Raw genomic sequence first — 21,192 nt, 5'->3', positions numbered from 1 at the left:
TCCCTTAGAAACATATAAGCGTACGGTAATATCATGAAAATAAGGCCAAAGGAATATTTGATACCTACCAAAATAATTAATAAGAATTTTGCTGCGTTATTTTTCTGATTATTAAGAAAATACATTTTGTCCCTAAACAAAATTTGTTAGTGCGCAAGATTCAAATACACTAGAACACCCAAATAAATGAAATATCCTTTTTCATTGAGCATTAAGGTATGGAAAAAGAATTCTTCCTACAAAATTCAGATGATTAACTTAAAGGCATCTAAATTACTACCTTAATCGCCATCTATTGTTGATAACATATTTACCAACTATGAAAAAGAGCCTATCAATGGTTCTTTTTTGTTATAATCATTGAAATTTTAATTCTATCTTGAAACTTAGATTTTCACACAAATTACCTCTACTTTTTTCCTCTCAATTATTGAATTAATAATATAGCACATCAAATTTATCAATTCTTACATCCAATTCGATTAAATTAATGAATAAAATTCAATTATATAAAAATAATAACTACAACTAATCGGTATATATTAAAGAGGTGTCAATTTTGTCCTTAAATGAAGAGACCTTAGAAACTAAGACATATAAAACCATTGAAAAGATCGAAACAAATAACCTAAAACAACTTAAAAATACACTAGATAATATCTTTGATATTAGTGCAGATTTGATTGAACATCCTTTGCAATTAAAAACAAACACGAATATTTTACTTTATTATTTTGAAGGCCTTACAGATGGTGTTGCATTAAAAGCCAATGTTGTTACACCATTATTACAAGAAGTAAATGAAGACAGTCAAATTTTTAATTCTAATATTATTGCTACTCATACAAAAATCGTATATACATGGAATGAAATTAAAGAAGGATTACTTGAGGGTCAATGTGTACTGTTTATGGAAGGAGAAAATCGGTCACTTCTAATAAATACAAAAGGCTGGGCAGAGAGAGCCATTCAAGAACCAATTTCAGAAGTTACTATTAAAGGCTCACATGATGGTTTTATTGAGAATGTCACAAAAAATATAGGCCTAATTCGTCGATATATTCCTTCTACAGAGTTAAAAATCAAAAAGCTGACGATTGGAGAACGAGCCACTTCTTTAGTCTATTTAATTTACTTAGGTGATGTAGCAAACGCAGATGTAGTCCAAGAAATAGAAACTAGAATCTGCAAAATCAAAACAGATGCGGTATTAAGTATTGGAGAGCTATCTAATTATACAAAAGATCAAAATTGGACTCCTTTTCCACAGGCTTATTTAAGCGAACGTCCAGACGCCATTTCAAACCATATACTTGATGGGAAAGTAGCAGTGTTAATGGATAGATCCCCTGGTGCTATGGTTGTTCCTATGAATTTGATTGGATTTTTTCAAACCCCAGATGACTATAATATTCATTGGCTCATTGCATCTTTTTTTCGCTTATTACGATTTGCAGGATTTATTATAGCTATTTTTTTACCCGCATTTTATATTGCTATAGTATCCTTTCACTTTGAGATCATTCCTATAGATTTATACACTTCTATTGCAACGTCAAGAGTTAAGGTCCCCTTCTCTCCCTTATTGGAAGCTTTTATAATGGAAATTACACTGGAAATGCTGCGTGAAGCTGGTATTCGCTTACCACAACCTATTGGACAAACTATTGGTATTGTTGGAGGGATTGTAATTGGACAGGCGGCTGTTCAAGCTGGACTTGTGAGTAACGTTATGGTTATTATCGTATCTATTACAGCCATTGCATCATTTATTGTTTCTAATTATGATTTATCAAGTTCTATACGCCTTATTCGTTTTCCAATGATGTTATTGGCATACTTTTATGGGGTTGTAGGTATTGTTAGTGGATTAATGCTCTTATTTGCTCATTTTGTTTCACTGACTTCCTATGGTTCACCATACGGATTACCAATCGCGCCATTTCGGCTTCAAGAGTTAAAAGATTCTTTTGTAAGGTTTCCTATTTCGATGATTACCACCCGCTCGAGTACTGGACAGCCGAAACAAGAAAAGAAAAAAGAAGGTGGTCCGCATGGGGAATCTTAAATTCAAAAATATAACTTTATTCGAATTTATTATTTTCATCCATTCGCTGCAACTTGCATCTGGTATGTTAATTATGCCAAGCCCACTTGCTACTACTGCTGGTACAGATGGCTGGATTTCGATCATTCTCGGATGGATAGTTACTTCTATAATCGGTGTAATTATTATATTAATGTTACAAAAAAATCCAAAAAAAAATTTCTCACAAATCTTAAAAACATACTTTGGTAAATGGATAGGAACAATTCTTTTTCTTGCATATGCCTCTTATCTATTTTTTGCTGGATTTAATACTTTATTAAAGGCAACTGATATTGTAAAAGTGTGGATATTCCCTTCCACTCCTGCTTATCAAATCACCATATTATTACTATTACCTTTTATTATTTTAGCTCTGAGTGGGTTAAGGGCTCTTACTAGTTATTCTATGCTTGTTTTCTTCTTCACTACTTGGATGCCACTATTTCTTCTTTTTTCACTAAAGACTAACTACAACCCTTTACACCTACTACCTATTTTTAAAGATGGATTATACCCTATTATAAAGGCAACAAAAGAAACCATTACACCTTATGCTGGCTTAGAAATTGCATATTATATATACCCGTTCTTACAAAAAAAACAAAAAGCCATAAAAGGGCTACTAATAGCGAATACTGGAACTATGCTTTTCTATCTATATGTGACTATTCTTTCTTATATATACTTTAGTCCAGAGGGGATAAAAGACGTAATCTGGCCAGTATTTCATCTGTTAAAAGGGGTTCGTTTTTCTTTCATGGAAAGATTAGAAATTATATATATCGCTTACTACTTGATTGTATTTTCCACTACAATATATCCGTATTTATTTTTCAGTTTTGAATCTGTGACCATTTCACTTCAAAAAAACGTTCGTAATTGGGCGCTACTTGCTTTTATGTTATTTATAGTTGGTCTATTTATTTTCCTAAATCCCGATGTGGATCAATATTTGTTTATATATTCTCTTATGGATATCTTAAATGTCGTTTTCTTTATTCTATTACCAATTATTTTTTTCGTTTACAGTATTCTTTTTACTTGGGTTACTAGGAGGAAACAACTTTGATTCGAAAATGGATATGGGTTTTAATTTGTTGTGTATATATAATTGGTTGTAGTCAAAGAATTCCTCTTGAGAAGGTTTCATTAATCCTGTTAATTGGCTTGGATAGAACCGCTAATGGAGACATAAAAGTTGGAACAAGTATACCACTCTTTCATCATAAGCAACAAAAAAGTACTATAGAACATTGGACAAAAGCATCAACTGTATATACTGGATTCAGTAAGATAGATACAAAGTTAACGGGCTTTATGACAGCTTCCAAAGCTGAAATCATTTTAATTGGGAAAAAATTAGCGCAAGAAGCAAATTGGTTACAGGAGCTTGATTCTTCTTACCGTGATCCTTACGCTACCATTAATGCTAAAGTAGTACTTGTAGATGGGCCTGCAGAAGAAATTTTTAAAATTTATAAGCCTAGTAAACCATCACTATCATCTTATATAAATGGTGTAATCGAATCCTCAATTCAAAATAACCAATCCGTCTCTTCTACAATTCAGCAATTAATGAGAGAACAAAATGAAGATGGAATGACGCAAACTGTTCCAATTATCAAAAAAACAAAGAATGAAATCGACACAGTAGGAATTGCATTTTTAAATCGAAAAGGGAAATATTTAACTTATATCCCTAAAAAAGATGTTAAATTTTTCAATCTTTTAAATAAGTCAAAAAGTAACGGGCGAATGATACTACACCTTGCACTGCCTCCTAAAAATTCCAACAAAAAAACAAATACTTCTATCTTCGTACAGAACGCGACAAGGAAGGTAGATGTTACTTTTCAAAACGGAAAGTTTGTATTTAATCTCGATATATATGCTAATGTAGCTTTAATAGAAAAAACCAATCCGAATTTAATTAAGGGGTACTATGATAATAAAAAAAATATATATCATTTAAAAAGTGCTATTCAAAAAGAAATTAATAATAATTTACAAAATATATTAAATGAAATACAACAGAATAAAATTGATCCAATCGGATTATCCCTATATGCTAGAGCTTTTCAATATAAAGAATGGAAAAAAGTAAAAGGAGATTGGTTGCAAGCGTTAGCAGAGGCTAAAATAAATGTAAAGACGCACGTCAAAATAAAAGATACTGGGACCATTAGAAATTAAAATAGACTAGTCTATATTTCTAAGTAGAAATTCCCTCTTTAATAATTATTATGCAAAAGATGCTAACTCGAAAAACTCTTTCCGTTCTCTTAAAAAGGCAATAATTTAACGAATTTCCCGAAAGAATTCTCCTTCCTCAAGCGTGTGAAGGGCGTAGCCCAACGGTAGGTGGGAGATGAATTTCGGTTTGGCGTAACCAAAAGGTTTTCCTTTTTATTTTGCCTCTGATATAAGCAGTCTTATCAATTATAAAGACTGGTATATAAATGAAATTAGATAGTAATAACCATTCAGTATTCTTGTTATATTATCACCTTGTGTTGGTCGTGAAATACAGAAGAAATGTGTTTGATGATGATATGTCAGACTATGCAAAAGATATGTTTGTTCGACTATCTGAAAACTATAACATCTCATTAGTTGAATGGAATCATGATGTAGACCATGTTCATATTTTGTTCAAAGCACACCCTAATACAGAAATGACAAAATTCATCAATGCTTATAAAAGTGCAAGTTCTCGACTTATTAAAAGAGACTTTCCACAAGTGAAAAAGAAACTTTGGAAAGAGATGTTTTGGTCAAGAAGCTTTTGCTTGCTAACTACTGGTGGTTCGCCAATAGACGTAGTAAAAACATATATTGAAAATCAAAGTGAAAAGTGAGGTGAAATGATATGACAAAGCAGAATAAAGCATATAAATTCCGTTTGTATCCAACAGGAGACCAAGCACATCTTATACGTAAAACCTTCGGTTGTGTACGTTTCGTGTATAACAGAATGTTAGCTGAACGGAAAGAAGCGTATGAAAAACATAAAGATGATAAGGATCAACTAAAGAAACAAAATCTTCCCACGCCTGCAAAATACAAAGCAGAATTTGAGTGGTTAAAAGAAGTTGATTCATTAGCTTTGGCAAATGCTCAACTAAACTTGCAAATTGCCTATAAAAATTTCTTTCGTGGTCAAAATGACTTCCCAACATTCAAAAGCAAAAAAGACAGAAAGTCTTATACAACGAATGTAGTGAACGGAAATATTATGTTGCTTAACGGTCATATCAAATTGCCAAAACTGAAAATGGTACGTATCAAACAGCATAGAGAAATACCACAAGGCCATATAATCAAGTCATGTACGATTTCTATGACACCTACTGGTAAATACTATGTGTCCATTTTGACTGAATACGAAAAAGAGATCGTACAAAAAGAAGTAGAAACAGTTGTTGGATTAGACTTTGCGATGGATCAATTATACGTCAGTTCTGAGGATGAGAGAGCCAATTATCCTAAGTTCTATCGTGAAATGTTAGACCGATTAGCAAAGGCGCAACGAGTATTATCAAGACGTACAAAAGGTTCAGGGCGTTGGAATAAACAACGTATCCGTGTAGCTAAGCTGCATGAAAAAGTAGCAAACCAACGTAAGAACTTTCTTCATCATAAGTCTAAAGAGTTAGCTACTCATTTTGATGTTGTCGCTATTGAAGATCTAAATATGAAGGGAATGTCGCAAGCACTTCATTTTGGAAAAAGCGTCGCTGATAATGCTTGGGGTATGTTCACCACTTTCTTAGCTTATAAACTACATGAACAAGGCAAACAACTTGTGAAAATAGACAAATGGTTTCCTTCCACAAAAACATGTAGCAGTTGTGGAAATGTGAAAAATATGTCATTGTCTGAGCGAATATATACTTGTATATGCGGTGTAAATCTCGATAGAGATTATAACGCAGCTATCAATATCAAAAATGAAGCAATACGCCTATTGGTGTTAGCATAGATAGCAATAAAATAACCCTTGGAACAAGGGATTTAGCTCGGCTGTCTTAGGACGAATTCGTTAGCTACCAAAAGTAACGACTAACCGAGAAGCCCCTACTTCAAACAGTCCGTTAGGACGTTAAGTGGCGGGTAGTTCACGAGGAACCATTTATATGCATAATAACTCAAATAAAATCGATACTATACTTAGGTTAGATCTTAAAATCTAAAAACCTTATTCCAAACTTAGACCTAATTGATTTCTCCTCTCCCTTCCCTGGGGCTAAGTAGCTAGCTTTTGCTAGCTGCTTTTTTTATTAAACGGATAAAATTCGATATTCTAACAATACTACTCATAATACAACTTGAGCAGTTAACTTTTGGTAGCTGCTCTTTATTTGTACAAGGTACTCAATTGACTGGCGCACATATAATATCCTGAGTTCCTTTCTTTATAAAATAGTCGTTATAAAATGAGACTCGTCACGAGGGCACTTTACTAAGTGCTCTTTTTATACTCCAACTTAATACAAAATGAAAGTTTGATTAAGCTTATTTTTACTACCGCATAACATGTTTAATTCTGCTTATAATATAGTTGTAACTTAAAGTTACATATCTTTTACTTGTAGGGCCTAATTTTCTTTTGTACAACAAGCAGTTAGCTAATTAAGCTGGCTGCTTTGTTTTGCAAAAAGAAGTTTTTATACGATTTTAAACACATTTAAAAATAAATTCATATGATATTACGTATTCCTCTCTTTTACAAAATGGATTTTAGTCAAAAGAGCACTTTTACGAAGTGCTCTTTTCTCATGGAATTAAAGCTCTACAAAATAGCATTTTTGTTTAGTTTCACTCTAAAAGTAAAATTTTCATTTTTTCATTCCACCAAGTTCATAACATATTCTTTTCCCCCGATAAAATAATGATTAGGTGTCCCATGCGCATTTTATCCACTGGAAATAATACCTTTCACGTACTTACGTATTAGAAACTTCATTTCTGCTTCTTCTGCAATAGCAATTTTGTTCACTTTTTTGATACATTTATGAAACATTCACATGTTATCTTCAATATGTTCTATTCTTTTTGAAAAACCATGTGAGAATACCAAAACAAGAAGCCCTAGAGCCCTAACTCTAAGGCTTCTTGTTTTCAAATAAGGATTTTGTATTAAATCTGCACCAAGATTAAGAAGCATACATACCATATCTTGTGCACCTTTTTTACATAAATCTTGATCATTGGGCGCCTTTAAAAGCGCTCTTTTTTGTTGATAAACTACACAAAGAGAAAAAAAAACGCATACAATGTCACGTATTCTTTTTCATTGTAAGTTTGGGTGGAAGAGCGTCTTCCAGGACGCTCTTTATATTTGTTTATAAACAAATAATTTACTTAAAAATACTCACAGTTTGTATAAACCAAACATATATTTACATAGACAAGACATAGCTTTTTATTTAACAAAATAACTATTTTGTTAAATTCTTTATTAGTTCATTGCTTTCATAACTACTTTCTCTAGCTTTTTTAACAAATCAAATCTAATATTAAATTTCTAAATGTATACTGTACTAAACACCAGTTAACACTATATACATAGTGTTAACTATCTTAATTGAATATTAGTAATAGTAAGTATAAACATTATCAATTTACTATATCTTACATTTATGTAAAAATAGATGTATGTTAAGCTTATTCAAAATCTTTCCCCTAATAAAGATTTGAAGTAGCATTTCATGATTCTCCTTACTGTTAATATGCCTTGAAAAAGAACCCTATAGGGTTCTTTTTCTTTTCATTATAACCTCAGTAAGTCCTTATTTAGCATGTAAAAAGGACTGCTAATTACCTGCAGCCCTTTACACTTCAAAGTTTAGAAGTATACAATAACAAATCTTTCCCAGCTTCCAGCTACATAACTAGTAGCCGTTAATTCTCTACCACCATTTGCTGATATATACCTACCATTACTGAGTGCTTGTAATACATATATCCTATTGTCTCCACCATTATATAAGATAAACTTTTCCCATGTCCCAATTGATGTACGATCTGCTACTACTCTACCATTTGGCTCAAACGAAACATACTTCCCATTACTTTTGGCTTTTAAAGCGTACGTATATAATTCTCCAGTCGGAATTAATTCAAATTTCTCCCATTCATTAACTACATTACGATTTGCTGTTACATTTCCCAAAGGCTCAGCAGAAACATATTGTAAATTTGCTGCCTGTATAGCAACTGTCCAACTTCCATTAAATAAATTCACGCCTTTTAATGTAGCTGCTTTTGATAGGTTGGCTGCAGATACATCATTGGATGGTGTAATCATAAATATCATTAAAACCATCGACAACACCATTAAAACTAAATTTTTTGAGACTGTATTACCTCTTGCACGTGTTATAAACCTTTTCATTCCCATTCCTCCCTTAATATACATAGAACTCATTTACATCATATCAAATATGTAAAACATTGTAATATTTGAGAGGATTTATCAACAAATACCCTACTATTCTGTTTCTTTTTTCTCAAATCTATTGCACTTAAACATTTATTAATTCAAAAACATATTTATAAAAAAATGTAGCATTTGATGGCAACGAGAGTATATAAAAAAGAGAGCGTATTGTTAAATAAAAGCCAAATAGCCGTTCATAATGAACGACTATTTGCATCTAACTAATAATTAGAATGTTCTTCATATTAATCTATTTTGTTTAATCCCGTTGAAGTAACTTGATAGATTCTTTTTTTGCCTATATATTCTTGTTTATTATTCTCAAAGTTAATAAGTGTAGCGCGTGTCTTTTCCTTTACTGCTTCCCCTTCTATATGGGTCAACTCAATGTAATCTCCCACTTTTACCGGCACGGTTTGACTTTCAGCAGTTTGTTGACTATTTCCCACTATATCCTTATTGTATACAACACTACCGGTTGAATTCTTTACTGTAATACTTGCATACGTATTATTAAAGTAAGAATGTGGTACGCCTGCTTCTAAATTCACCTGCATTTTCTCTGTTGCCCTATTATAATCAACTTTTGCGATTTCTCTATCACTATATCCTTTTAAAGACCACCCAAAATGATTTCCATCTAAAACTGTTGTTTCTGGCATTTTTTCTACTTTCTTCAAGCCTTCTTTTGTAACTTGGTACATGACTTTTTTTCCAAAGCTTTCTTGTTTACTGCTGTCTACATTTATTAAAGTAGCTCTATGCACACCTTCTAGGTGTGTCAACTCAATATAATCTCCTACTTTAACTGGAACCTTTTGCGATTCAGCATTTTGTTGTTTGTTTCCATAAATGTCTTTATTGTATACTACTTTCCCTGATGCATTTTGGACTTTAATACTCGCATACGTTTCATTAAAATAATGATGCGGTACGCCTGCTTTTAAGTCGATTTGCATTTCTTCTGTCGACTTATTAAAATTAACTTTTGCAAACTCGAAATCACTAATTCCTTTTAGGGACCATGCAAATTGATTTCCATCTAAAACTGTTGTTTCTGGCATTTTTTCTACTTTCTTCAAGCCTTCTTTTGTAACTTCGTATATGACTTTTTTTCCAAAGCTCTCTTGTTTACTATTATCTACATTTGTGAGAGTAGCTCTATGCACACCTTCTAGATGTGTTAACTCAATATAATCTCCTACTTTGACTGAAACTTTTTGCGATTCAGCATTTTGTTGTTTATTTCCATAAATGTCTTTATTGTATACTACTTTTCCTGATGCATTTTGGACTTTAATACTCGCATATGTTTCATTAAAATAATGATGCGGTACGCCTGCTTTTAAGTCCACTTGCATTTCTTCTGTCGATTTATTGAAATTAATTTTAGCAAACTCAAAATCACTAATTCCTTTTAGGGACCATGCAAACTGCTTTCCTTCTAAAATACTAGAAGAGTTCGGTATATCTGAATTAAAACCTAAGTTATCTAATATAGTTTTTAAATCAGGTAAAACACCTATTCTATCATTCCACGGATCTTGAGATTTTGTTCCTGTATTCGGATTACTTAAGATATTTCTTAATTCTACTGGTGTATAAGGAGAGCCTCGATGTTCTTTAGCAATACCTTGTATCGAAGTTGCTGCTCCAGCAATAATTGGTGAAGCACTTGATGTTCCACTAAATGTTGATGTATATAAATTTGTAGTATTTTGACTTGGATTTGCTGATGTTGTATCAACATTTTCTCCCCATCCATATACATCTAATCGACTTCCATAATTTGAAAACCATAAACGTTTATGTGGAACAGTTGATGATCCCGCCCCAACCATAATAGCACCTGAATCCTTGAAGTCTGGACTATTTCGATTTAAGATCTTTTTTCCATTACGATCTTTAAAATTATCTAAGTCGTTTGAACCATTTGCGCCAGCTTCTATAATAATAATCCCTTTATCTGCACCAACACGAATTGCATCAAAAATATCTGGATGTACTTCTACAGGTAAATATTTATCCCCATACCCATCATACGAAGCTTGTGCCTCTAATAAAAGAATATCTCCCGCTTGTAAATTATGTACAGCACTTAAAATAGCATCCGCCGTATTATAAATTCCATTATCCCTGATCTGGGATATTACTTTTACATTTGCTTTTGGTGCAATTCCAATATTTCCAATTTGATTATCTTCAGATGAAACAATTCCTAATACAGAAGTACCATGAGCTCTATGCTGGCTTATATTTTGTCCCGACATAAGCTTAATATTTTTATTGACTAAATCCTCATGGTTCAATAACCATCCATATTCCATATCCACAAAAGTTGTACCCTTCCCATCACCACCTTTAATGCTCCAAGCATGCGAGGCATTAATTCCCTTTGGTGCCGCTTCAAGATATCCTTGATTTTTAAATCTAGGATCATCGTACGGATTAACAGATAAATTTGGTAACTGTATTTCAGGGGGTGTCAAAATTTGTTTTTCTTGTATATAAGCCTCCTCTACGAGAGAAGATGTTTCAAATTTTTTCAGTAATAATTCTATTTCTATGTTATTAGGAGCTTGTACAATATAATAATTTAATAAATTATTAGCTGATTCATTAGCAACTGATTTAGATTGTACTGATAACTTTTCAATCTCTATCGGATTTACAGATGAGAACAGACGATTCAAAGTAAGTTCTGTATTTTCGGAAAATAACTGCTTTAAATTGTTATCATAATCCCCATTTTTTATTCGTTTCTCAATACCATCTTCATAAGGTAAGTCAATTTGATTTTTAAACTTTACAATTAATCTTTCTTCCTGTGAATCTCTTTCTTTGTATGTGACATTATTAGATTCAGCGTAAACTTTATTATGAATACTATCATTTTGTAGGATTAGATCTGTTCCTACAAATGTGGTCATTGCAATTGATGAAATTAGAAACCCTTTAAATATGTTCATACTATACCCGCCAATCTATATTCTCTTAAGCATTTTTTAATGCGTATAATGGTTAAGATTTTTATATAATATATAAATCTATAATTTAACTTTTGTATTGAAATCTATGGCTTTATTAATAATCCCATAGAGGTAACCTGATATATTCTTTTCTTTCCCATATACTCCTGTTTACTATTCTCAAGATTAGTAAGTGTGGCGCGTGTCTTTTCCTTTTGTGCTTCTCCCTCTATATGAGTAAACTCAATACAATCTCCTACTTTGACTGAAACAGTTTGGCTCTCAGCAGATTGTTGTCTATTTCCTATAATTTCTTTATTGTACAAAATATTACCGGATGAATTCTGGACTTTAATGCTTGCATACGTATTAGTAAAATAAGAATGGGGGATACCCGCTTCTAATTTAATCTGCATTTTTTCTGTTGCTTTGTTATATTCTATTTTCGCGATTTCTCGATCATTATATCCCTTTAATGACCAAGCGAATTGATTTCCATCTAAAACCGTTGTTTCTGGCATTTTCTCTACTTTCTTCAAGCCTTCTTTTGTCACTTGATACCTCGCTGTCTTTCCAATGGTTTCATTTTTGTTATTTTCAAGGTTAGTTAAAGTTGCTCGCGTTTTTTCCTTTGTTGCTTCTCCTTCTATATGGGTAAATTCAATGTAATCCCCTACCTTGACGGGCACAGTTTGGCTTTCAGCATTTTGTTGTTTATTTCCCACGATTTCCTTATTGTACAGAACGTTGCCAGAAGAATTTTGAACCTTAATACTCGCATATGTACTAGCAAAATAGGAATGTGGTACACCTGATTCTAGTTTTACCTTCATCTCTTCTACCGTTTTATCATAATCTACTTTTGCAATTTCTCTATCACTATATCCTTTTAATGACCACGCAAACTTGTTTCCTTCTAAAATTGTTGCTTCTGGCATTTTTTCTACTTTCTTCAGGCCTTCCTTTGTAACTTCGTATATAGCTTTTTTTCCAAAGCTCTCTTGCTTACTATTATCTACATTTGTAAGAGTAGCTCTATGTACACCTTCTAGATGTCTTAACTCTATATAATCGCCTACTTTGACTGGAACTTTTTGCGATTCAGCATTTTGCTGTTTGTTTCCATAAATCTCTTTGTTATAGACCACTTTACCTGATGTGTTTTGCACTTTAATACTTGCATATGTACTATCAAAGTAGTTATGTGGTACACCTGCTTTTAGATCTATTTGCATTTCTTCTGTTGATTTATTTAAATTTACTTTCGCAAATTCAAAATCTCCAATCCCTTTCAACGACCATGCAAATTCATTACCTTCAAAAATGTTTGGAGATTCATTTTTGATTTGTACCTTTTTCTCAACAGTTTGATCAAATATATCCGTTAATACAATTTTTGCATAAGCACTTGTTGGTAATGATATAGATTGACTGATTCCATTTTGATAAGATTTAATATCATCAATTACGCTAATAGGTTGGCCCGTCATATTTTCATTGTTATAAATTTCAATTTTCCCCTTAAATTGCGGTGTACTATTTTCTTTTAGTTTCCAAGATACATTTAATTTTTCATCTTCATAATATATAGATTGGATATCATAATCTAGTTTTCCTATTTCAGGTTGAGTAGGTTGATTTAGCGTGAATATTTTTCCTGCCCCAATAGTAGACTGCGTATTACCTCCTGCTTTGACCCATACATATTCTGAAGTAGCTCCTCCATCATATTGATAAGTATTATCATGCGTTCCAGAAATACTTTGATTATTCCAAGAACTCCATTGTTTATCAACTAATTTTCGGCTATAACCATTTTTCAGGCGCGCTTCTCGAACATTCTGTCCACTATCAGCCCAGTCTTCTTGAAACATTCCTAACCCATGATTAAATGCAACATTAGCAACCGGAAAGTCCATAATTGCAATTTGATGCCATTTATTCTTTGTTACATCTTTCATCCATTGTCCAAATTTAGTATGACCATTTTCTTGCCATGAACGCATTGTCATTGTGTACCAATTGTAGTCTTTCCAACCATAAGTTGTTTGAACCTTCATTCCTGTTCCTTCTCCTCCAAAGGGCCCAGCTTGCGAATTCGGAGATAAGTATTCGGCCTTTATTGCTTCTTTAGAGGAAATTGGATCCCATAAGGCAAAATGTAAAGTACGTTTTCCATTTTCATCGAACCCACTTTGTTGTTGAAAACCAGCATATCCTCCAGCTTCACCACCTGCATTCCAGTTGTGTACAGCCCAGTACGTATAAGGTGGTGTCTGAACTGGTGACCAGTCTATACTAATAATATCTGAGGCAGGTATATTTTTGGGACTCACATAAACTGCTGGAGCAGCTGAATGTGTTGCAGCTTTAGTGTGCAAAATAGACGTTCCAAACATAGAAAACATGCTACATGCTGCGGTCATTATAATAACTTTATTAAATCTTTTCTTCGTTTTCTGACTAATCACTAATCTACATCCTTTTCTAATTTTTATTATTGAATACTAACGTAGTAGAGAAATCTATCAAAATTCAAACAACATCCAGTAATTCTTTAAAATACTGGATGTTGTTCTATCTTTACATCTGATTCTTACATATTAATTGATTGTAATTGCTTTCCATAACGATAGTGCAAATATCCAATTCGGGTCACCATTTCCTTGATGATTTTGAACAGCTTCATACACTGTCCCTTGATGTTCTACTTTATCGCCCTTTGTATATGCCTTCTTTGGATCCCATTTTTCATAAGATACATTTTGATCTTTGGTTTTTACAAGAAGAATTTCACTTTGGATTGATGTATTTCCAGCTGCATCTACAGCCTTCACTGCATATTTATATTCCTTATTAACTGTTAAGTTTTGATCAGTAAACGTCGTTCCTTGTACCGTTTGAATCAATTGTCCATCGCGTAATACCTGATATTCTTTTACACCTACATTATCTGTAGAAGGATTCCATTTTAGCTCTACACTGTTAGAAGTAAGGTTGCTTGCATATAATCCTTGTGGCTGTGTTGGAGCTTCTGTGTCCGGTTTCGGATTAACAATTTGATTTACTTTCTTCAGACCTTCCTTTGTAACTTCGTACATGGCTTTTTTTCCAAAGCTCTCTTGTTTACTATTATCTACATTTGTGAGAGTAGCTCTATGCACACCTTCTAGATGTGTTAACTCAATATAATCTCCTACTTTGACTGAAACTTTTTGCGATTCAGCATTTTGTTGTTTATTTCCATAAATGTCTTTATTGTATACTACTTTCCCTGATGCATTTTGTACTTTAATACTCGCATATGTTTCATTAAAATAATGATGCGGTACGCCTGATTTTAAGTCTACTTGCATTTCTTCTGTCGATTTATTGAAATTAATTTTAGCAAACTCGAAATCACTAATTCCTTTTAGTGACCATGCAAACTGGTTTCCTTCTAAAATATTATTTACATTAGGCATATCTGGTTTAATTGGATTAGAATCCGTACCCTTCCAAATCTCTGCTGTTAAAATTGGATATCCTAATGCAGCTACTTTTTGAATGGTATCGTTATTTGGACGTAATCCCCACTTCTCAAAGAAAGGAATCAAATTTTGTTTGGCTACTTTTGATGCTGAAATCATAAATAATTGTTTTTTATTTTCATCAGTTTGTGGAAGTTCACTTGAAGGCATGTCTCTATACAATTGATGCAATTTAGGATAGAAATCCTCTCCATACGCTAACTGTAGTTGCCAAAGCATAACAAGCTTTACAAAAACATCGCTAATTTCATCATAATTTTTATTCACTTGTTCTAGATATTGAAATGCTTTTGGATAAATTCCGCTTTTCTCTAAGTTGGATGGTTGATTAAATGCTTTTTCTACAGAAAGGCTGTATATATTATTTTGTACTTCTGTCATATTATAAAACTTCCAGGGCGATTGTTGTCTCAAATGTCCTGCCTCATGCCAAGGGCCCCAGCCATCTGTTATAAATTTATTAATATCTAACACGTATTGGATTGCATCTCCTACATATGCTGTTCGATAAGAAGTTGCATACATATAATAATCAGGAGAATGATTTTCTTCTACGTAATGAACATAATGTTTATCTACTTGTTCTTCAGATAATCCAGCTACTTTGTCTTGAATTCGAGTAGCTTCATCCATCTTTTTTAAGAGTTGTACAGGATCTGTATTAGAACCCAACAAATATTTCTTAACACGTGCAGGGCTGGCCGTAATTAATACACGTTCGCCTTTTAACTCCACTGCATGTGCATTAGGATACTGGTCCAGCATGTTTATTAAATCTTGTTTCGTATGCTTTCCTAGTTCAAAGAAAGGCGTAGTCGTTCCACCTGCTGTGATTGTTGTTCGAATGGTACCACCTTGTTGTTTATTATAAAAATAAATCATCCCCCCATTTGGAGATTGGATTGTGTTTATACCAGGTTTTAATGTGAATGATTTTATCTTAGAATCTTCTCTCCAAGAAGCATCATACGAATACGTTCCAATATATACTTGAATATCTTGATTACCTTCTACATTAATCGTTATTTGTTCATTTGGCTTTGCATATAAACCAGTTGGTTCATATGGACTAAATGCCATATTTTTTCTTTCCTGTTGTTTCAGTACCTCAACATCCCCTTTTCCTGGGACCGTAAATGTTCTATTTTCTGATTTAACTGACTTTTCATTTTGCAGTGATGTCGATAAATTTTTTTGCTGCTCCTTTTGCTCCGCAAAGACATCTGATGAAGAAATCATTCCAGTCGCAAGCATAGTTACTGTAGCAGTGGCCGCAAGTATTTTTCTAGTTTTATGTTTTGAATTATTCCCCATATTATCTCCCTCATTTTTCCTTAGTACTCTTAAGGATTTTTTGTTTTCTTCTTCATGTTTTTACAATCTAAACTATTCATACTATTTAAGTTGTGTCTATTACTCTATATTTTTTTATAAATATCTCCTTTTCTTTATGTAATATTGTATATAAATGTTATTTGATGACACATTAAATAACAACTTTACGATAAACTCATCGATAACAGCCTATTATGTTTTGATTCTGTATTCTAAACTTCCATCCAATTGGAGAAATATATCCAAATGGAGAAATAAGTAAATAAATTTCAACATTTAAGGGTTGGAATCTCACAAAAAATTCATAAAACTTTTTTCACTTTAAAAGTTTAGACAATTACGACCACATTTTTTTGAAATAAAAAGCATCTAATTCTATTTGAATTAGATGCTTACATTTAGTCCTTAACCCTAACAATTTAAACTATTTATGCGTTTGTAAATCTTTTTTTATTACATCCCAGAGTGAATTATCTTGACGCATCGGTTTACCCTCTTCATCCCATTTTAATTTTCCTGTTCCCAATTCATAATTCATCCCTGTCCATGTGTCTTCACGGAATGCATAGAATGATTTATGCCATCCTTTTTGGTTAAAGATAGAAATAAGATCTTGCATGTATTGGGTAGCACCTGGAACAGTACGGTTAATTCCAAACTCCTCTGCGATAATTCGATTAGATGGTACATGATTTATCTTAGACCTAGGAAACTTTTACGTATAATTTACCTATAGTCCTAAAATTTCTACAATCTGACGAGCTTTATTATTATCAATATAATAATGCATCTCTAATCCTTTTCTTTCTGCACGGATTACAATTCCTTTTAACTTTGCTAAATGTTGTGAAACAGTGGATTGTGGAAGTTTTAATATTTCTGTTAACTGTGTAACATTGCACATTTTATAATGCATTAACTCACTTATAATTTTTAATCGAACCGGATGTGCCATTACCCTTATTACATCTACATCTTCTTCGCGTATTTTAGCTAGGTCATTATTAGATATTACAGTTAACATTTCGCATTCTCCTTTATTATTAATTTCTATTTTCCTATTATCCTTATAAGTAATACTTATAGATAATTACAATTTTTCCTGTTGAGAAAATATATTCTGCTCAATACAAAAAAGACACCTATTCCGAAAACAGTTTTTTACCGTTCCAATGAATTGGTGTCTTATAATTTTTTAACTAGACTCTTTTTATTCATATTATAATTTCTACATAACTTTGAATAATGCTTTCTAAGCAAAAACAATACTTCCACTCCTCGTTTCAAGAAAAATTTAATTAAAATATTTACTTTCTCATATTGCTAAACCTATAAGAACCCTCTACTCATCTCACCTTTTACATCATGTATTATTTATTTCTCAACACAAAAACATGGAATAAAAATTCCAATAATGGTAATATAATGGTACCTTCAGTTGTTAACTGTCATCCCTTTTTTTAATCCCTGTCTTTAAAGACAGGGATTTTAAATTTCCTTAACTAAAACTGTCTATTAATTATAAACCTAAAACTTCAATAAGCTGCCACTATAGTAGAGAGAGGCTTTCATATTTATTCATTCCCCTTTCATGCAAACATGATATTTTCCGACTCACTTCAATCACATCACCTTTGCGTGAATTGTTAATGAGAAAACCATGAATAAAATATAATTGGGTCATCAAAATTAATTTATTTTTCTGAATTTTATTGAAAAATAAACATAATACAATTAAACGAACTGGATACTTTGCTATGATGGTAATATATAACATTAGTAGACTTTTATAGGATGGGGGAATATATAATGATGGTTTCAGCTAAGGGGAATAATGAAATTACAAAGCTATTAAGCGATTGGTATGTTGAAATCCGCTCAAGGCGTATAGGTAATGCACATCAATTAAAAAAAATAATTGATTCTAAGATGCATAATATTGAAGAGGATCAAGATTTATTACTCTACTACTCACTACTAGATTTTAGATACCAATTTGTAATTGATAATTTAAGCGTTTCAAAAAGCAGTTTTGACAAAGTTGAGGCTTTTGATATGCCTACAGATAATTTCTTAGCTTATTATTATCACTTTTTCAAAGGGATTCATGCCTCTACTATTGGCGAATATCAAATCGCAAAGGAGAGTTATGAAAAAGCAGAAAAACTTTTAGACTGCATTCCTGATGAATTGGAAAAAGCGGAATTTTATTATAAAGTTGGAGCTTTCCATTATGACATATATCAAGGACTCTTATCTTATAAAAAAGTATCAGAGGCAAGAGAAATCTTTGCTCAACATGCTGGGTATGAGATCAATGTAGCATTCTGTGATAATCTTATAGGCTTAGCTTGTACTCATTTGAGAGAATGGGAGCTCGCTGAAGAATATTTTACAAAAGCAATGGATATGTTTCAAAAAATAGACGAAGAGCAATTTATTTTAATGGTGCGTCAAAATTTAGGATTAATGTATGCAACTCAAAACCTTTCGCCATTAGCTATTAGATATCTTTCAGAAGTAAATCAAAAAATGCCTAACAATTATAAGGCACTTTTTATTGAGGCAAGGGAACACATGAAGGAAGGAAATCACTCCGTTGCTAAAGATCTCATAGCAAAAGGATATTCCGTTTGTCAAGAGATTGAAAATATAGAGTATCTTCACCATTTTAAAATATTAGATGCAATGAATGGAGGTTTTCCTGCCGAAGCACTTGAAAGGACAGTGTTAAAAGGCGTATCATATTTTAAAGAGCAAGAACTTTTTGAATTCATTAAGGAATACGAAGAATATCTTGCTACTGCATTTTATAAAGAGCATAACCATATTAAAGCAAGTCATTATTTCTATTCATGTTCTCAAGCAGGAAAAAAAGTTATTGAGAAGGAGGCATTAAAATGAAAAAGACAATTCTCGGTTTAGTTGGTGTAATTACTATTTTTACTTTAATGTTTGGTGCCCAATCCCCTACAGAAACACATAAAGCTATTGATGTTATTCAATATGCACACGGAAATCATGGTGGTTAAGGTCTTAATTGAACGAGCATAAAATCGCACAATACACTCATAGCCATACTGACGGATATTAAATGAATAAAGGTCTTCACTTCATTGTGAGGGCTTTTTTTTATAAGAACCCCACTTATAACATCTTTAAAATCTACTATATTTAAAAACATTATAATTACACCAAACCTTTTACATTTATAAGAGAAACTTAAAAAGATTAAAATGTTTAAAAAGAGTAAGAGAATATAGATGTATACACAAGAAAACTTTTTATAAAAAATTAATAGAGACACAAAAGTAATAACAAATTTTCTAATCAACGGAGTTAGAATACCTGTAATCATTATTACTGTAGATAAATTTTCAGGGCTGATCCCCAGCAATAGAAATCAACAATTCCCTTATAATCAAGCAATTTCAATAGTTGTTGTATAAACTATCTTAAACTCTAGTGGCTCATTATTAATATATGAGGCACTAAAAAAGGAATCCTTATTAAAAGGATTCACCACAGAAAGATATACATCAATAAAAAGAATTAATTATAATATAAAAATAAAAGAAATATATTGAGAAATATATAATAAAATTGAATATTCATTCTTTTTATCGTAAAATCAATATGAGTCAAGTGACAACATCTCTCTAACTCTCCTAAAAGAATCCTTTATGACATGGGGATTCTTTTGCTTCGGACAAATTATTCTTATTTTAACATTTGCAAAAAACTCTTCTTCACCAACTACTCAACAAATATAAGTAAGGATTTAGTTTTATGAATATTTTTATGATCTAAGCAACAGGTAATAGCCTTCAATATTTGTTAGATGTAAAAATATCCTAAAAAATAAAAAGATGCTCTATCAATACTGTAAGAAGATTTGCTGCTAAACATGCATTTTTTCATTGTACCTTTTATAATCTGAGCTTTTTAACACTAAAGAATTAAGTATAGATTTATAGCCATGAATTCTTCTATTTGTACATATAATATTCTTTATATCTCTCAAAATTTGTTTTTTTTGTTCGTGTTGATGTTATTGGTGATTTTAATGATTTAGATACTGCTACCTGCTTTGGTGTTTGTAATGTGCCCCGTTTCTTAAGTTCTCTATACAAACTACTCACATTGCACCTCAGATTTTTTGCAATATTTGGATATTCCTCTCCTTGATTAAATAATTGTACTGCTTTTTTACATTTTATGTCCCATTTTTCTTCTGACGTTTGAAATTTTTGAGTTCGTTTTTTAACTCTATTTTTTTCTAAATTAATACCCTCTCTTTCTATTTTACATCGCTTTTCTGCGTCTGCCTTACGCCCGGAATGCTCCTCCTGTAAACGTATCATTTGTACTTTTTTCGCAATTTCTCTCAAGTTAAAGTCACCTCATTTCGTTTAATAAATTCTAACAGTACTTGATCACCCTATTGTCTGTATCCCCAATCATCGTTTATAAACAAGCTATAAATACTCAAATTCCCCTTATAATAGTTTTCAATCTAATATTTACGGAAAATTATAATCAATTCTATCTTTACATAATTGGAAACTATAGTAAATTGATAATGTTGACACAGAATATTCTAAACTTTAATTCTAACTATACAAATCAGTAAACTAAAGATTTTCTTTGCTTAAAAAGTCAAAAATATCGTTTTCGCATAGCAAAACAAAATACTTTATCTATTGTAGCTATGGCACAAAGAAAAAGAATGCAGACATGTACTGCACTCTTTTTTAGTAACTCCTATATCAATTTTTCACCACAGTCAGCTCCTCCATTATTAGAAGGACTAAACTTTAAGCTTGT

General features: G+C 32.0%; 13 protein-coding genes and 1 pseudogene. 7 read left to right on the top strand and 7 right to left on the bottom strand.

The features are described from left to right. The first annotated feature begins 559 nt into the window (after positions 1-559). The 5 genes from MKY21_RS28145 (at position 560) to MKY21_RS28125 (ending at position 6,071) form a co-directional block, all read left to right on the top strand. Positions 560-2,068, top strand: a complete 1,509-nt coding sequence (locus MKY21_RS28145) for a spore germination protein (protein ID WP_047387432.1) — start codon at positions 560-562, stop codon at positions 2,066-2,068. After that, positions 2,055-3,158, top strand: a complete 1,104-nt coding sequence (locus MKY21_RS28140; RefSeq protein ID WP_061662957.1) for a GerAB/ArcD/ProY family transporter — start codon at positions 2,055-2,057, stop codon at positions 3,156-3,158. Before MKY21_RS28145 ends, MKY21_RS28140 begins: the two co-directional genes overlap by 14 nt. Beyond that, on the top strand, positions 3,155-4,282 hold the full coding sequence (locus tag MKY21_RS28135) for a Ger(x)C family spore germination protein (protein ID WP_000619992.1): 1,128 nt from the start codon (positions 3,155-3,157) through the stop codon (positions 4,280-4,282). Before MKY21_RS28140 ends, MKY21_RS28135 begins: the two co-directional genes overlap by 4 nt. 266 nt (positions 4,283-4,548) lie before the next feature. Continuing rightward, entirely contained in the window at positions 4,549-4,947 is a 399-nt protein-coding gene (gene tnpA, locus MKY21_RS28130; RefSeq protein ID WP_098382684.1) for an IS200/IS605 family transposase, read from the top strand. 11 nt (positions 4,948-4,958) lie between these two features. Further along, positions 4,959-6,071 carry an RNA-guided endonuclease TnpB family protein gene (locus MKY21_RS28125; RefSeq protein WP_061662953.1) on the top strand — a complete coding sequence of 371 codons (1,113 nt, stop codon included), beginning with the start codon at positions 4,959-4,961 and terminating at the stop codon, positions 6,069-6,071. 1,866 nt (positions 6,072-7,937) lie between these two features. On the opposite strand, the gene MKY21_RS28120 is transcribed toward MKY21_RS28125, so the two are convergent. The 6 genes and pseudogenes from MKY21_RS28120 to MKY21_RS28095 form a co-directional block, all read right to left on the bottom strand. Continuing rightward, on the bottom strand, positions 7,938-8,486 hold the full coding sequence (locus MKY21_RS28120) for a fascin domain-containing protein (protein ID WP_047387444.1): 549 nt from the start codon (positions 8,484-8,486) through the stop codon (positions 7,938-7,940). 290 nt (positions 8,487-8,776) lie between these two features. Further along, entirely contained in the window at positions 8,777-11,500 is a 2,724-nt protein-coding gene (locus tag MKY21_RS28115; RefSeq protein WP_341078078.1) for a putative mucin/carbohydrate-binding domain-containing protein, read from the bottom strand. A gap of 104 nt (positions 11,501-11,604) precedes the next feature. Beyond that, on the bottom strand, positions 11,605-13,971 hold the full coding sequence (locus MKY21_RS28110) for a putative mucin/carbohydrate-binding domain-containing protein (RefSeq protein ID WP_098920062.1): 2,367 nt from the start codon (positions 13,969-13,971) through the stop codon (positions 11,605-11,607). Between the two features lie 132 nt (positions 13,972-14,103). Beyond that, positions 14,104-16,344 carry a M60 family metallopeptidase gene (locus MKY21_RS28105; protein ID WP_000527908.1) on the bottom strand — a complete coding sequence of 747 codons (2,241 nt, stop codon included), beginning with the start codon at positions 16,342-16,344 and terminating at the stop codon, positions 14,104-14,106. 445 nt (positions 16,345-16,789) lie between these two features. Next, positions 16,790-17,068, bottom strand: a pseudogene (locus MKY21_RS28100) (glycoside hydrolase family 5 protein); the annotation flags it as partial. A 27-nt stretch (positions 17,069-17,095) separates the two neighbouring features. Next, positions 17,096-17,389 (bottom strand): ArsR/SmtB family transcription factor, encoded by a 294-nt coding sequence (locus tag MKY21_RS28095; RefSeq protein ID WP_097797635.1) that lies wholly within the window; start codon positions 17,387-17,389, stop codon positions 17,096-17,098. A 785-nt stretch (positions 17,390-18,174) separates the two neighbouring features. Here MKY21_RS28095 and MKY21_RS28090 point away from each other — a divergent pair. Together MKY21_RS28090 and MKY21_RS28085 are read left to right on the top strand one after the other, a co-directional pair. After that, entirely contained in the window at positions 18,175-19,269 is a 1,095-nt protein-coding gene (locus MKY21_RS28090) for a response regulator aspartate phosphatase (protein ID WP_341078074.1), read from the top strand. Further along, on the top strand, positions 19,266-19,397 hold the full coding sequence (locus tag MKY21_RS28085) for a hypothetical protein (RefSeq protein WP_000751016.1): 132 nt from the start codon (positions 19,266-19,268) through the stop codon (positions 19,395-19,397). Before MKY21_RS28090 ends, MKY21_RS28085 begins: the two co-directional genes overlap by 4 nt. Positions 19,398-20,354: 957 nt before the next feature. Here MKY21_RS28085 and MKY21_RS28075 read toward each other — a convergent pair. Continuing rightward, entirely contained in the window at positions 20,355-20,756 is a 402-nt protein-coding gene (locus MKY21_RS28075) for a hypothetical protein (protein WP_098606325.1), read from the bottom strand. Positions 20,757-21,192: the final 436 nt, after the last annotated feature.

Source organism: Bacillus sp. FSL R9-9497 (assembly GCF_038005805.1).
Lineage (GTDB): Bacteria > Bacillota > Bacilli > Bacillales > Bacillaceae_G > Bacillus_A > Bacillus_A cereus.
Note: the sequence above shows the minus strand (reverse complement) of the source record. Positions and strands in the feature narration are given on the sequence as shown.